Source organism: Flavobacterium sedimenticola (assembly GCF_030053345.1).
Classification (GTDB): Bacteria; Bacteroidota; Bacteroidia; order Flavobacteriales; family Flavobacteriaceae; genus Flavobacterium; species Flavobacterium sedimenticola.
Genome location: NZ_JASGBP010000012.1, coordinates 23,890 through 39,959, shown reverse-complemented (window position 1 = coordinate 39,959; position 16,070 = coordinate 23,890). Strand labels below are relative to the sequence as shown.

The 16,070-nt window shown below is 39.6% G+C and carries 10 protein-coding genes; all 10 read right to left on the bottom strand.

The genetic code is table 11. The features are described from left to right. Positions 1-103: 103 nt before the first annotated feature. The 10 genes from QHT84_RS13585 to QHT84_RS13540 all read right to left on the bottom strand — a co-directional run bounded on the left by QHT84_RS13585 (position 104) and on the right by QHT84_RS13540 (position 15,917). Positions 104-865, bottom strand: coding sequence for a glycoside hydrolase family 16 protein (locus QHT84_RS13585; protein WP_283240118.1), 762 nt, complete (start codon positions 863-865; stop codon positions 104-106). 8 nt (positions 866-873) lie between these two features. Further along, complete coding sequence (gene bglX / locus QHT84_RS13580) at positions 874-3,096, bottom strand: beta-glucosidase BglX (protein ID WP_283240117.1); 2,223 nt, start codon at positions 3,094-3,096, stop codon at positions 874-876. A gap of 2 nt (positions 3,097-3,098) precedes the next feature. Continuing rightward, positions 3,099-4,862 carry a cellulase family glycosylhydrolase gene (locus QHT84_RS13575; RefSeq protein ID WP_283240116.1) on the bottom strand — a complete coding sequence of 588 codons (1,764 nt, stop codon included), beginning with the start codon at positions 4,860-4,862 and terminating at the stop codon, positions 3,099-3,101. A 27-nt stretch (positions 4,863-4,889) separates the two neighbouring features. After that, positions 4,890-6,344, bottom strand: a complete 1,455-nt coding sequence (locus QHT84_RS13570) for a glycoside hydrolase family 30 protein (RefSeq protein ID WP_283240115.1) — start codon at positions 6,342-6,344, stop codon at positions 4,890-4,892. 22 nt (positions 6,345-6,366) lie between these two features. Continuing rightward, the gene (locus QHT84_RS13565) at positions 6,367-7,809 is read right to left on the bottom strand and encodes a glycoside hydrolase family 30 protein (protein WP_283240114.1); all 1,443 of its coding nucleotides are present in this window, start codon (positions 7,807-7,809) and stop codon (positions 6,367-6,369) included. Between the two features lie 186 nt (positions 7,810-7,995). Further along, entirely contained in the window at positions 7,996-9,069 is a 1,074-nt protein-coding gene (locus tag QHT84_RS13560; protein WP_283240113.1) for a glycoside hydrolase family 16 protein, read from the bottom strand. A gap of 85 nt (positions 9,070-9,154) precedes the next feature. Next, on the bottom strand, positions 9,155-10,129 hold the full coding sequence (locus tag QHT84_RS13555; protein ID WP_283240112.1) for a hypothetical protein: 975 nt from the start codon (positions 10,127-10,129) through the stop codon (positions 9,155-9,157). Positions 10,130-10,138: 9 nt separating this feature from the next. Further along, positions 10,139-11,251: a hypothetical protein gene (locus tag QHT84_RS13550; protein ID WP_283240111.1), complete on the bottom strand. Its 1,113-nt coding sequence runs from the start codon at positions 11,249-11,251 to the stop codon at positions 10,139-10,141. Positions 11,252-11,262: 11 nt separating this feature from the next. Then, a complete protein-coding gene (locus QHT84_RS13545) occupies positions 11,263-12,774 on the bottom strand; it encodes a RagB/SusD family nutrient uptake outer membrane protein (RefSeq protein ID WP_283240110.1) in 1,512 nt (503 codons plus the stop codon). Between the two features lie 11 nt (positions 12,775-12,785). Continuing rightward, positions 12,786-15,917, bottom strand: a complete 3,132-nt coding sequence (locus tag QHT84_RS13540) for a SusC/RagA family TonB-linked outer membrane protein (protein WP_283240109.1) — start codon at positions 15,915-15,917, stop codon at positions 12,786-12,788. Positions 15,918-16,070: the final 153 nt, after the last annotated feature.

The following is a 16,070-nucleotide window of genomic DNA, read 5'->3' as shown; positions in this document are numbered from 1 at the left end:
ATAGGCAAAAAAGTGTTAGAGAATTAATTACAAATCAAATTTAACATAATTTTTATGTAATACGCAAATAAAAAATGAAAAAAATAAATTTTCAAGGTCACATCTATTGATAAACCCTTATGTAATCTACGGAATACTGTTGTGGAAAAATGGTATTATCTACCTCGTGGCCACCGAAATTTCCACCTACCGCTACGTTTAAGATAAAGAAGAATGGTTGATTAAACGGCCAAGTGTTCTCGTTTTTTATTTCGGGTTTGAAAGTATAAACCAATTGATCGTCCACAAAAAAATCTATTTTATCTTTCGTCCATTCCACGGCATAGATATGAAAACCGTCTTCAATATTTTTAATCTCCGTTTTTTTAGAATTCACCGAATTACCATGACTATCCTGAGTGTGTAAGGTAGTATATACCATATGCGGTTCTCTGCCTACATATTCCAAAATATCGATTTCACCACATTTGGGCCAACCGACATTGGCAATATTAGAACCCAACATCCAAAAGGCCGGCCAAATGCCTTTGCCTGTCGGAAGTTTTGCTCTGGCCTCCATTCTGCCGTACTGAAATTCTCTTTTCCCGGAGGTGGTAATTCGGGTAGATGAATAGATATCGTCTTCTTTTTTAATAGTAATGACTAAATTACCATTGATTAATTCGTGATTGGTTTTGGTATACAACTGCTTTTCGTTATTGCCCCAACCGCAATTATTTGGGCAACCGTTACCCAATTCGAAATTCCAAACTTTATCATCGAGCACCGTACCATTAAAGTTTTCTTCCCAAACTAATTTTCGCTCTTGATTTTGTGCGAAGCCAAAACCAAAGCACAACACATGTAACAACACTAATTTTTTCATGATATAATTTAAGGAATTAATTCAAATGTATCGCTCAAACGAATATCAGCCGATGAGGATCCTATCATCAAATCGAAACTGCCCGGTTCAGAGGCGAACTCCAAGGCACTGTTATAAAATGAGAGCTTTTCATTGTCGATAGTAAACGAAATTGTCTTGGTTTCTCCTTTGGCTAATTTTATTTTTTGAAAATCCTTTAATTCAATTATTGGTCGCACCACAGAACCGACTTGATCTCGCAAATACAATTGAACAACTTCCTCGCCGGCAAAACTTCCGGTATTGGTTATATTCAGGGTTACTTCAATGGTTTCATTCGATTTTATTTTCTTCTTAGATAACTTTAAGTCGCTATATGTAAAATAGCTGTAACTCAATCCGTAACCAAATGGAAATTTAGGAGAATTTGGCAAATCTATATAAGCCGATTTGTATACTTTATCTTCATTAATCGAAGGCCTTCCTGTGTTAAAATGATTGTAATAAATAGGAATTTGTCCTTCTTCACGAGGAAAACTCATTGGCAATTTTCCGGACGGATTATAGTCGCCGAACAATACATCTGCAATAGCATTTCCTGCTTCGGAACCCAACCACCATGTGTATAAAATAGTAGGCATATTATCGGCAGTCCAATTAAAAATGAGCGGCCTGCCGGCATTAATGAGCACCACTATAGGTTTACCCGTTTTTTGCAGTTCTTTAACTAAGTCTTCTTGGACACCGGGAATGCTGAGATTGCTGCGGCTTTTGGCTTCGCCACTCATATTCCAGCGCTCACCGATACTGACAACAACTACATCGGCCTGATTGGCCACTTGTATTGCTTCTTCAAAACCGGCTTTGCTCATATCTTCCACACCACAACCTCTGGCGTATAACAGTTTTGCTTTTTTTCCGATTTTATTTTGCAAACCCTCCCATTGGGATACAATATAAGTAGAATCGACATCTTTTAAATCAACGGCCCAGAAACCGTGATTGATGCGTTTGGGTTTCACCATAGGTCCAATAAAAGCTATCGTTTTAATTTCTTTGGATAAAGGAAGTACTTTTTGTTCATTTTTCAACAACACAATACTTTTAGCGGCAACTTCTCGGGCTATTTTAGCATTCTCGGGATTATTTAAAGCTTTATTTTGACGTTCCGTGTTACAATATCGGAACGGGTCATCAAACAATCCTAATTCAAATTTTTTGCGAAGAATTCGTTTAACCGCTTCATCAATAACGCTGACAGGGACTTTATTTTCGGCGACTAATTGGGCCAAATTGTAGCGGTAAGCATTGCTTTCCATATCCATGTCACTACCGGCCAAAATAGCTTTCTCGGCTGCTTCTTTACTATCTTTACAATAACCGTGTGCTATCATTTCTCCTATCGATCCCCAATCGGATACTACAAAACCTTGGAAATTCCACTTTCCTTTCAAAATATCGCGCTGAATGTAACGATTGGCGGTCGCCGGTATTCCGTTCAAATCATTAAACGAATTCATAAACGTTGCGACTCCGGCATCCACTGAGGCTTTGAATGGTGGTAAATAAGTTTCCCATAACATTCTGTCGCTCATATCCACCGAATTATAATCTCTTCCACCCACTGCGGCTCCATAAGCCACAAAATGTTTGGCACAAGCCATAACCGAATTTAAATCGCCTAATTTAGTCCCTTGAAATCCTTTTACACGTGCAAAAGCAATACGGGAACCCAAATACGTGTCTTCACCGGCACCTTCCATTACCCTGCCCCATCTCGGATCACGAGAAACATCTACCATAGGGGCAAATGTCCAATGAATTCCGGATGCGGCGGCTTCGGTAGCTGCCACACGAGCCGAAAGTTCCATAGCCGATAAATCCCAACTGGCAGCTTCGGCCAAAGGAATCGGAAAGGTGGTTTTATGTCCGTGAATCACATCTAAACCAAACAATAAAGGAATTTTAAGGCGGGATTGCATCGCTAATTCCTGATACTGACGGGTATATTTGGCACCGATAACATTGAGCATTGAACCGATTTTGCCTTCTTTAATTTCTTGTTGTTTATTCGGATTAATCGTAAGCGGACCGGTTACCGTATTATCTCCGGTATATTGATTCAGCTGACCTATTTTTTCCTCTAAGGTCATTTTTTGCAACAATTCCTCTACTTTTTGATCTATCGACTTTCCTTGTGAATAGCTCAAAAATGAAGCGGTTAGTAATACCCCTATTAGTATTTTTTTCATTCTCAATTGGGTTTGTGGATTGGTAATTTAAAATCGAGATAATTCAAATTAAAATTTCCTTCTTTAAAATGAATTCGCACTTTATTGATTCCGCTTTTAAAAGGTATTGAAGCGATAAACGATGTCTTCCATTTTGCGTTTCCGCCGGTGGCAGGAAGAACAATTATTTTAGAAAGTGGGTTCCCGTTTTCATCTGTTAAAAATAATTTTGTGTTGGGTTGCGCTGCGGCGTAGCGAATAGCAACTTCAAACACCTGATTGTGCTGCAGGTCAAACGTGTATTGCAACCACTCGCCTTCTTTAATGTCGGTTACAGCATATCCATTGGTGACTGTATCGTCACATTTTTGAATATCAACACCATCATTTCGCATTTGATGACCACTGTTCCATTCGGTGTGTTTTCCCCCGTTGGCCACCCAATAATTAGCCACATCTCCATCAAAATAAGCCCTTTGTATCGGACCCAAATCGTACTCAGAAGCAAAAATTCTTCCCGGCAAAAGGTGTTCTTTATATGGCTTGGTCTCGGATGAATAAATTTGTCTGAACATAGCGTCAATAACATCGCGCTTGACGGTTACATTTTCCATTTTGTAATTTTCGGCTAATTCCATCAATATTGATTTAGCCTCATCGACGGTGGGTTTGTTTTCCCCTTTTTTCCAATACTCTAACAGCCTGCTGTATCCTTTTGTCTCTTTTACAGAAGTCACGCCGGCAATATTGTCAACCTTTTTCATGGGCCAAAAAGCCCAACCGATGTTATTGGATTCCATTAAAGTGATGACATCTTTGAACCATACATTTGAATTTTCGCCGCTCTCACCTAACCAAATCGGAACATTGTACTCCTTTCTGTAATTTGTTATTTCCTGAATGCTGGCCAAGTCGTTGTAATTCCAATACTTGTGAAAACTCAAAGCCATGTTTTCATCCCAAAGCGGAAAAATTCCCTTATAGTTATTACCCCAGCAGTTGCCTTCGATAATAATTAAATGGTTATGATCTACCTCACGAATCGCTTGTGTAATCCTAACTTGTAAATCGCGCAACGGTATGTTTTGGGTTTCATCACAACCGTTGGGATTGGTTCCGGAAAAATTCCAATTGGGCTCATTAATGATATCATAACCTCCAATCCAAGGATTATCCTTGTAACGCTCCGCTATCTTCTTCCAAAAAGCAATCATTTTATCCTGATTGGCCAGGCTTTCCCATAGAGAAGGCTTGGAAGCATCATAATCGGAAATATTGGCGTCTTTGCCTTGTCCTCCCGGAGCAGCATGTAAATCGAGTATGAGATACATTTTGTTGGCGGCACACCATTGGAGTAAGTCGTCAGTCATTTTGAAGCCTTCTTCCAACCAAGTATTTTGCCCGGCCACAGGTTCTTTATCGATGGGTAAAGTGTACAAATTATAATGCATCGGAAGACGAACGGAATTGAATCCCCAAGCTGCCAAAGAATCAACATCTGTTTTAGTCAATCCGTTTTTTCGGTACGCTTTATAAAATTCTTCGGCGTTTTCTTCTCCTATAACATCAACTATTTTTTTTCGAATTTGATGTTGTGGTCCCGCAAAATCAGACGTTTTCAGCATATAGCCTTCCTGCACCATCAAGCCTCCTATTCCTAAACCTCTCAAAAGAACATTGTTTCCGTTACCATCAACAATCTTTTGTCCTTCTCGGTGCAAGAAACCTTGTCCGTAAACAACGGAAGAAAGAAAGAGTACTGCGATATTTATTTTTTTGAATAGCATCCGTATAAATCTCTGTTTATAAATTAGTTAATACACTAAAGTTTGAATAGCATTGGGTTGAATAGCTACTTCGGTAGCGGCCGTACCGATGCATAAATAATAGTTGATGGTTTGATTGCTTTGATTCATGACCACGGTCACCATTTTACCGGTTTCGTTTCGAAAAGAAGTGGTCAGCAGTTGGCTTCTGCTGGCCGCGCTACTTACCCTTTTAGCACCTTTTTCAATAAATTTTGAAAAATGTCCAATAAAATAATAGCTTGGCGTATAAATTAATTCTCCCGTATTGGTGTCAGCATGTATGGGTGCAAAACAGAAGTTCTTCACATGATTCGGGCCTCCGTTTTGGTCTAATAAAATGTTCCAATCCGTCCATGCCACAGTGCCGTTATTAAAATCGTTAATCATCGATTTTCCGTAACGTTGTCCGTTTTTCCATAGTTGGTATTTTTGGGCATCAAATTTTTCGACACAACCTTCGGTAAACATCAGTTTTTTAGACGGATAGAGTTCATTCACTTTACCCACATTTTCATACATCTGCTCTCCACCACTCCAGCTTTCATACCAGTGAAATCCGATACCCCAAACGTATTTAGCGGCTTCCGGATCTTCTAAAACCGTGTTCGCCCGCTGTAACAACAAATCTCGGTTGTGATCCCAAACTGTGATTTTTTTATCTCCCATACCGGCTCTTTTCAGTGTAGGGCCGAGATAATTCTTAAGAAAATCTCTTTCCTCTGTAGCGGAATAAATACAGGATTCCCAGGTTTGCTTGGCCATGGGTTCGTTTTGGACGGTTAATCCCCAAACCGGTATGCCTTCCTTTTGGAGTGCATTGATATATTTCACATAGTAATTAGCCCAAGATTGGTAATACTCCGGCAACAATTTACCGCCTTGAAGCATGCTTTTATTATCTTTCATAAAAGCCGGCGGTGACCATGGACTGATGTAAAAAGTAGCTTTTGAGCCAATGATTCCCAATGCTTTTTTGATTAAGGGAATTTTAAATTGTTTGTCATGTTTAATATCAAACGTTTTCAACTCTTTATCTCCCTCTGCCACATACGTATAGGAATCCGAACTAAAGTCGCAACTGTTCATATTTGTTCGCAACAAAGTATACGCAATTCCTTTTTCTTTAGAAAAATAGGCTTCCAAAAACTCTTGCTGCTTTTCAGGAGACAATTTGGCGAAAACTTCAGCACTGGCATCTGTAATTGCGCCGCCTATTCCTATGAATGTTTGAAAAGTCTTGTTGGGATTCACAAAAATACAGGTTTGTGTTTCCAAGGGTTGCTTTAATTCCCGAAAAGGTAAATCGGCTGTTTTGCTCAACCGAAGATTTGTACTGTCGGCTGAAGTATATACCGTAACAATTTTACCTTTGGTGGAGAACGGTTGCGGTAATATTTTTTTCTTCGACTGTCCTGTGGCCGAAAATGCTATTGTTAAAAAAAATATGATTAGTTTTTTCATTAGAAATCTTGTTTGTTTATTATTACCAAATAAAGGTTCCTACTGATCCGCCTTCCAATGAAACCGGAGTCCATTTACCATTGTATTTGATATTGAATACTGAAGGCGCAGTGCCGTCATTTTCTACTATAAGCACCTTTTTCCCGTTTGGGGTTTTAAATGCTACTGTATTCAGGCTGCCCGATTGGGTTGAGGCTATTCGGACCGAACCGGTTGGCACAAACTTAGAAGCGTGACCCACGATATAAAATCCGACATTTTTCTCATAACTGAAATTACCGGTAATCGTAATCGCTCCTTTACAGGTTGTACATCCTCCGGGCGTATGAGGCCCGAAAGAGGCATTATTGGCTAAATTCCATTCCAAAGCCGTTTTGCTCCAATTGCGCATCGAACCTATAATTACATTTTTTAAGTGCCACTTTAAATCGCCGTCAAAACTGCCTGTTGAAGCGGTGTATTGTTCGGTGAAGTAAATATTTTTCGAAGGAAAGGCATTGTGAACCGTACTCAAAGCCGAAATATCACCCGCATACAAATGAAAGGCAGAGCCATCGATAAAGGCATTGGCTGCCGCATCTGACAATACGGTCAATGGATATTCCGGTTTGTCACAATTATGGTCGTACGTCACAATTTTGGTGGTAATTCCGGCCGATTGAAAAGCCGGACCTAAATTATTTTTAATAAAATTAGCCTGTTCCGTGGCCAACATTAGCATACTCGGATTATTACCCGGGTGCAAGGGTTCGTTTTGCGGTGTAATGGCATCAATAGAAATACCTTCGGCCTGCATAGCCTGAATGTATTTTACAAAATAGTTTGCATAGACACCGTAATATTGAGGCAATAAACTACCTCCAATAGAACTGTTGTTATCCTTCATCCATACCGGAGGTGACCAAGGTGTAGCCATTATTTTTATAGTCGGATTGATGGCCAAAATATCTTTTAGCATTTGGATTAATTGACTATCCGGAGCCAAACTGAAATTGTTTAAATTGACATCCGTTTGACCCGGCGGCATATCGTTATAGGAAAACACGGTGCTGTTCAAATCGGAAGCACCTATGCTGATTCTTAAATAATTAATAGCAATAGCATTAACCGAAGAACCAAAAAGTTCTTGTAACAACTCTTGTTTTTTAGAAGCTCCTAGTTGGTTAATAACCTCTACGCTGCCACCGGTAAGTGTAAACCCGAAACCATCGACGGTTTGATACGTTTGATTGTCATTTACCTCAATATTAGGGTAAATGTTTGTCGTATTAGTGAATGCCAATACCGTATTTTGTTTTTCCAATTTAACAGAACCGTTGCCTTTGGTAAGCCAAAAATCGACTTCGTTAACGGTTGGTGTAGGATCCGGGGTATCGTCTGAACCCTCTGATGATTGAGCACAACCGGATAATATTCCTAAAATTGTGGCAAAAAGGAGGATTTGTATTTTTCTTTTTTTTAGCATTTATTCTTCATTTTAGAATGTGAAAGACTTGGGATGTATTGGTTTGAAAGATTGCTTCTTTTTGGGTTTTGCCAAAAGATACACTTCATTAAATACAGTGTTCAAATCGAATAAGTATCCAACACAGCTTCTGTTACTTAGTAACAGAAGCTATAGATGGATGGCTAATCTAACCTAAACAAAATATTAATTAAAAACATGAACGTAATCAACTTCAAGAGTTGCCGATGTGAAATTGGGATCAACCGCCCCGCCAAAATTTCCCCCCATGGCACAATTGAATATAAAGAAGAATGGTTTGTTAAAAGGTAAACCACTATTGTTGTTAAAGGTGTAAAACAGCACATTATCAACGTAAAACCTTATTGTTGATGCATTCCAATCGCAGGAATACACGTGAAATTCTGTTGTTGCATTGGATATTAAAACATTACCACCCACTGCATTTCCTCCGGAATTACCGGGATAGTGTAGCGTGCCGTAAATTCTGTTGGGATTATTACCAACATGCTCCATTATGTCGATTTCGCCACAGCCCGGCCACGGATTGGTATTGATATCGGAACCCAACATCCAGAGTGCCGGCCAAGTACCACCACCTGCCGGAAGTTTAGCTCTGATATCGACTCTTCCGTATTTAAAAGAATACTTATTTTTTGTTACGATACGGGCCGAAGTATAATTACTCCCACTGTAGGATTCCTTGATAAGGTTAATTTTTAAAACCCCATTCTGTACAATTACGTTTTCGGGACGGTTGGTGTAATATTGCAATTCGTTGTTTCCCCAGCCACCGGCGCCGGTTTCATAACTCCATTTAGAGCTATCGGGCGCACCATCAACATTAAATTCATCAGACCATACTAACGATGGCGTAACATAAACCGTCACAACCACTGATGTAGAAATAAATCTTGAACCATTGTAAGCCGAAACATAAATGGTGTAATCATTTGTTCCTGATTGATTAAAAGTATAGCTGAATATTCCGCTTGTGGAGTTAATGACATCCGAACCAATTAAAACTTTATACGAGGTAGCGTTATCTGCCGATACCGTAAAGTTAACCAATCCGCTACCGTCACCATTAGGCAAAGAGGAAGTAGCACCGACTATAACTTTGTTAACTACTAAGTTGGATGGCGTATTACTTTGGTCTTCTCCATCACCACTACTACTACAACCGATTAAGGCAAAGAGTGATATAACTGAAAACACCCCTAAATTAAAAAGGCTTTTGTACGAAATGCTAAATCTCAAAATCAGAAAATTAAAAGTTAATAAATTCAGAATTATAAGCCAACAGGCATTGGTTGCAACAATCCCTGTTGGCTGTATAATCTATTTAGTTCACCGGTACCATTTTTAAATACCAGGCGTTTCCGGTTTCTGTTCCTTGTACTCTAAGATACATATAGGTTGGTGTAATCACCATTATTTCATATTCCTTTTGCAAAGCACCGTAACCAATGAAGGTTGTACTGCCGGACAACATGATACTGGTTTGGGTGGAAGGCGTTTCGGCAGCAATTCCTGAACTTGCCGGAATAAATGAGAACGCAGTATCACCTCCTCCATAGCTGTAACAACCTTCGTCACCAGAGGCAGGAATTCCCGGAATAGAAGCTAACGAACCGGTTTTGGTAAATGCTCCGTCGGGAGTAGCTACTTGAATGGAGAAAGAATTGGAAGCTGCTACTTTGGTAAACGTAAATCGCGATGTATAAAAACAATTACAGCACAACACTTTTTCGTCTATTGCGGCAGACCACCAAATAGGAGTTACTTCACCTATCCAGGGACCAACTCCAAAATGTCCGGGAACACTTTGATCTACTTTCCAGGTCTTAGAAGTATCGTTTGTTAAGTAGGTAACAATGTCCGGATCCGGAGAGAAGTTGCTCACTACATCAACTTCAGCCGTAGCCGTAGTTGAAGTGCCGCCTCTACCATAAGCCACAACGGTTATACGATAGGTGTGCAATCCTAACATTGTGAACTTTTTAGTTACAGTAGCTGTAGGCAAACTGTTGATTATAGTTCCGGGGAGACTTACCAATTCTACTTGGGAGGTTAAATCGTTAATTTCATTGTAACCAATTTTGAAAGCAATGGCGTTTTCTGCCGTCACCTTGATATTGACATTCCCGGAGCCGTCTCCGTTAGGATTGGAAGTATTCTGACCCACAACATCAGTTTCTATGGTTAACCCTGTGGGAGCTGTAAGATCTCCCAACGAATAATCATCTTTTTGGCATGACGTAAAAAACGAGGCCACAAAAAGAAATCCTACTGATAAAAGTTTAAAATTATTTTTCATAACATTTTTTTAGTTTGATTGCGTAACGTTGTCTATATAAATCACCTCTCCTAAACCGTCGATAACATCATTATAACGGAATACAAGTTGGTTAAAAGTTGTACCGGCAGGGATTCCGGCAGGTCCAAAATCAAACACCAATTCTTCCCATTGGTTCGCCACAGTAGAAGGAACTTTTAAAATTTGATTCGGCACACCGTTAGTTCCTTGCTCTAATTCCACATTAAGCATTTTGCCCACTTCGGTTGAATAGACCATTACTTTAATTTTACTTCCGTTATCAATATTTATCGGAACAGAATTAGGTGATGCCATAGGTGTCCAAGTACCACTCCACCATGCCGCTCCCACTGTTTTGGTGTACTTCCAAACATTACTGCTTGTATTGATTCCACCCGGGAAAGGATTCGCTACTACTGCCACATTAACTCCACCGAAAGTTCCGCCGATACCATAATTTTGAATCGGACTTTCATAAGTAATCGGTAAACTGTAAGGGGCAAAAACAGTAATAGGATATGTTACTGTTGTTGTGGCAGCTCCGCCACTCAAGGCGGTTACTGTTAACGTATAAACTCCCGGCGCATACGTATGACTCGGGGACGTAAATGTTCCGCCCAAAGAGCCCGACATTACAGTAGGTACTTCACCGACACCGCCGTCGCCCCAAGTCACTACCATTCCGTTAGCATAATCGGCAGTAGCCGTTAATGTTAACGTTGTTCCGGCAAAACTTTGATTGACATTTATATTGATGGGAGCCACATATGTAACTTGCAACGGGTAGGTGTTGGTCGTAGTGTGACCTGCAATATCATATGATACAATGGTTACCGTATAATTTCCTTCAGGATAGTTGTGTGAAACATTTCCGCCGGGATTGATTGAAATAGGATCCGTTGAGCCGTGACCCAAAGTAACGTCAAAACGAGAGACTCCTTCTCCGATTGGAGTAATTTTAACCAATCCCGAATTGTCTGTACTAATATCAAATATTCTGTCAAAATTAGCGGCTTCGGCCGAATTTAATGACGATGTACTTGAATCAATTCCGTCCGGAGTACTACATGAAGTAGTTGCCAACATGGATAAAATTGCAAAACTTAAAATTATTTTTTTCATATCTTTTACTATTAATTATAACCAGGATTTTGTACAATTTGAGTACTTTCTAATTCAAATGCCGGAATCGGTAAAATTTCATTCTTACCGGCAACAAAACCTCTGCTGGCCAATTTAGTCGGAGCATCTCCCCATCTAACCAAATCGAACCATCTGTGACCTTCACCTGCTAATTCTCTTCTTCTTTCTTCTTTTATAGCATTTAAAGATACCGGTACAGAAGCCAAACCAACGCGTGACCTTACTGCATCGAGCAATGCTTGTGCTCTTGATCCGGTTCCGCCTAATGCTTCCGCTTCCATCAAATAGGTATCTGCCAATCTGATGGCATACGTATTTTGTCGGTAATTTAAAACGGCATCACCGGGGCCGGAATAAACATCGGCTTGTTTTGGCATAAACTTATTTAAGAAATAACCGGTATCCTGATATCCTCCGATGTAATCGGCGTGTCCGGCTTGTTTCAGTGCTTTCAAATCTAATATTGTGGCATTGAATCTCGGGTCACCCTGCATAAAAGTATAGAAATCCTCTGTGAATACATTGAAGCTCCATCCGGAAGGAAGATCTGGTGCAAAAGCACTATTCAATCTTACATAACTTCTTGGTCCTACCATAACATTTACAGTATTTCCCTCATCTGAGTTTCCTCCCCAAATTCCCCAGTACGAACCTTGAGCAGAATGGGCAACTTCTAACACTGACTCTGAGTTGAATTTGTTAGAGAAATTCCATAAGTCATTATAGTTTGTTAATAAGCTGTAACCATACTGACTTACACCTCCGGGAGTTCCGTTAACCTGAGCCAATTCGGCGGCTGCTTGAGCGTTTTTCCCTTGATAAAGGTATACTTTACCCAAAATTGCCCGAGCAGAACCTTGAGTCAAACGACCACCATCTGTAGAAACGTTTACAGTCATTGGCAAATCGGCAATAGAACCGGTTATGTCGGCTTCAATTTGTGCGTACACTTCAGCCGGATTGGCTTGAGTTAGCGAATAATATTGTGAAGGGGTCAATGGCTCTAAAATCAGAGGAACATTCTTAAACATTCTTACCAAATTAAAATAGTAATACGCTCTGAGAATTTTGGCTTCTGATGCAAACCTTGCCTTAGTTGTTTCATTCATTGGTACACCCGGTAATTTGGTTAATAACAAATTAGCTCTGTAAATACCTCTGTAATAATCATCCCAAAAGCTTCTCGGAATGGTATTAGAGTTAATGGTGTAATTTGAAAATGATTGTATTCCGGCACCATCCGAAGAACTACCGCCTCCGGCAAATTGGTCGTCAGAACCTGCATTGAACATGGTAATCATGTTTTCAAATCCTCCTGAATTTTTCCTTACCATATCATAAACTCCTACCAATCCGGCAAAAGCTTCAGTCTCATTTCTATAGTAATTGTCTTCAACATTTAAACCGCTAGGGTCAACTTCTAAAAAGTCCTCACTACAAGAGGTAAGCAACATTGAAGCTGTTAAAACGGTTATGGCTAAAATTTTAATATTTCTTTTCATGTCTTTTATTATTAGAATTGAATGTTAGCTCCGAACATAAATGAGCGGGCTTGTGGATAATAACCTCTGTCGATACCAAACACATCGCCTCCGATTTCCGGATCGTAACCTGTATATTTGGTTAAAGTAAATAAGTTTTCAGCGGTAACATACAAACGAACTTTTTGCAGACCAACTTTGTTAATAATGTCTGAAGGCAAGGTATAACCCAATTGAACTACTTTAAATCTCAAATAATCACCATCCTCTAAATAAAAATCAGACATATTGGTAAAGTTACCGTTGTTGTCACTTGTTGACAATCTCGGATAAGAATTAGACGTCCCTTCTCCTACCCATCTACTTAATACTTCTGTAGAATAATTAGCGTTGGCAATATCTAAACGACGTAATCCTTGGAAAATCTTGTTCCCGGCTGCCCCTTGTGCAAAAATCATCATATCAAAACCTTTGTAATCCATATTGATGGTAAAACCGAAAGTGACTTTTGGCAGTGGGCTTCCCAAGAAAGTTTTGTCATCAGCTGTGATACTGCCGTCACCGTTAAGGTCTTTCCATCTGAAATCACCCGGTACAGCATTAGGTTGAATAAGTCCACCTGAGTCATTAGTATAAGCGTTAATTTCTTCCTGATTTTGGAAAACACCGGCTGTTTGGTAACCATAAAACGAGTTATAGGCTTGACCAACCTGAGTTCTGGTAACAGCCCCCATTGACTGGAATCCAGGACCCGCATAATAATCTACCGGACCTAAATTGGTAACCTCATTCTTGATTGTTGCAAGAGAAGCATTCACCGATAGGTTAAAATCGTTAATCTTCTTTTTATACCCCAGTTCAAACTCAACTCCGGTATTATTCATTCCGCCAATATTTTGAAATGGTGGTGCTTCATCACCAACATATCCCGGCAAATCCGGATCCAACAAAATTCCTGAAGTTTTCTTTTTATACCAGTCGAATGTAAAGGTGAAGTCATTAAATAACTTGGAATCGAAACCGATATTGGTTTGCGTGGTCTCTTCCCATTTTAAGTCAGGGTTTTGAATTCTACCCGGTGTAGAACCAGACGTTACAACACCGTTACTTCCGAAACTGTAATTTCGACCACCTTCAATAATAGCCTGATAAGCAAAACTTGGAATTCTACTATTACCGGTAACTCCATAACTTAAACGAAGCTTGAGGGTGTTTAAAATCTTGTTTTCTTTCCAGAACTCTTCTTTGGTTGGAACCCAGCCCAAAGAGAAAGAGGGAAAATTACCATATTTGTGGTTAGGTCCAAATTGTGATGAACCATCTCGTCTGATAAGTCCGGTGAACAAATATTTTTCTTTATAGTCATAACTCAAACGACCAAATAATGATGTTGTAACTCTAGCCGGAACATCATAAGCATAACCTACTTTATTATCTTGAATTACCGTACCATCGTTGAATGAGGCTTCAGAATAAATATTAGTACTCAATCCGAAATGAGTTGCACTGGTCACTTTGTAGAACTCATTATCTTTATAGGCTCCTTGTCCTAATAAAACTGTAAAATTGTGATCTTTAATAATTCTGCTATAGGTTAGTGTATTCTCCACATTCCAGTTAAACGCTCTGTTTTCTATTCTTGAAATGTTGTTTAACGTAGTGTTATTAACTGTAGGGCTCAAATAATATAACGGAGTAAATCCTTGACCGCCCCAATATGCCAATTTGGCTCCTAAAGTGGTTTTAAATTTTAAGTTTTTCATAGGCTTGATTTCCGCATAAACATTACCAATGAAATCGTCAGACCAGTTGTATTGTCCCATTCTTGTCTTGGCATAAGCCAAAGGGTTGGTCATTTCTTGACCCACCACACTGGAAATTCCGTAAGGATTTCCATCACTATCTCTTATTACATAAGGATTACTATAAGCTATTCCGTTAGCTATAATTGGATCTGTCTCAACAATTGGAGTAGTTGGATCTAAATTGATGGCTGAACTCAACGGTCCACCATACTCACTGTTCGTATTTCCGATACCAATTGTTTTTTGATGGGTATACCCTAACGTTTGTCCTATAGTCAACCAATCTTTTACTTTATGACTCGAGTTTAAACGAATGTTCTTTTTCTGGTATTTGGAAATATCCGTCATTACAATTCCTTCTTGCTCTTGAGTTCCGAATGAAAAATAGTAATTAGACATTTCACTGCCTCCGCTCAAACTCAATTCATGCAGGTATCTACGGGCACCGTCATTGAATATGGCCTTTTGCCAATCGGTTCCTTTACCCAAAGCACCTAAGTCAGGATATGGAACAGAACCGGATCCTCCTCCATTCACAAAACGCTCGTTCATGATGGCTCCGTATTGTGTGGCATTTAACAATTTTAAGGTTCTTTCCGGAGAAGAGACACCTTCAAAACCATTATAACTCACTATTAGTTTACCTGATTTTCCTTTTTTAGTAGTTACCAAAATTACACCCGCCGCAGATTGTGCACCATAGATAGCTGCTGTAGCTGCGTCCTTTAAGACTTCAATAGATTCGATATCGGATTGATTGATTGAACCCAATGCTCCCGGATCCATTAGAACACCATCAACAACCCAAAGTGGGTTATTATCATTTAAGGTGGTAATCCCTCGGACGCGTACTGTTGAACCGGAACCAGGTTGCCCGGCATTCATAGCGATGGTAACACCAGCGGTTCTACCTTGAAGCGCCTGCTCGATTCTACCGTTTGGTACGTTTTCCAAGTCTTTCGCGGTAACTTTAGAAATTGCACCGGTTACTACACTCTTCTTTTGGCTACCGTATCCTACATTGATGACTACCTCCTCGAGGTTGTTACTGGCCTCGATTAATTCAATAACCATGTTGCCATCTTTAACAGCAACTTCTTGCGTCGTATAGCCAATAAATGATACAACCAAAGTGTTGACATCCTTAGGCACATTAATTGAAAACTTACCGTCAATATCGGTAGAAGTCTCGACTTTTGTTCCTTTAGCTGTCACATTAGCTCCCGGTAGAGGCAAGCCTCCGGAGTTGACTGTTCCGGTAACCGTTTTTTGTGCCTGAGCTGCTGCTACAAAGGCAAAAAACACAGATAATAGGAATAGATTTCTCCTAAATCTTTCAGAAAATAGCTTTAAATTCATAAGCGATTAATATTATATTGGTTTTTGGTTAATTTTTCAGGTCACCTTATGTGTCCTGTTAAGATGTTGTTAAATTATTTATTTAGAAAATACGATATACGTTACCAACCACAACAAAAAATATACATATTGAAATTTTTGTTGCTAATAATT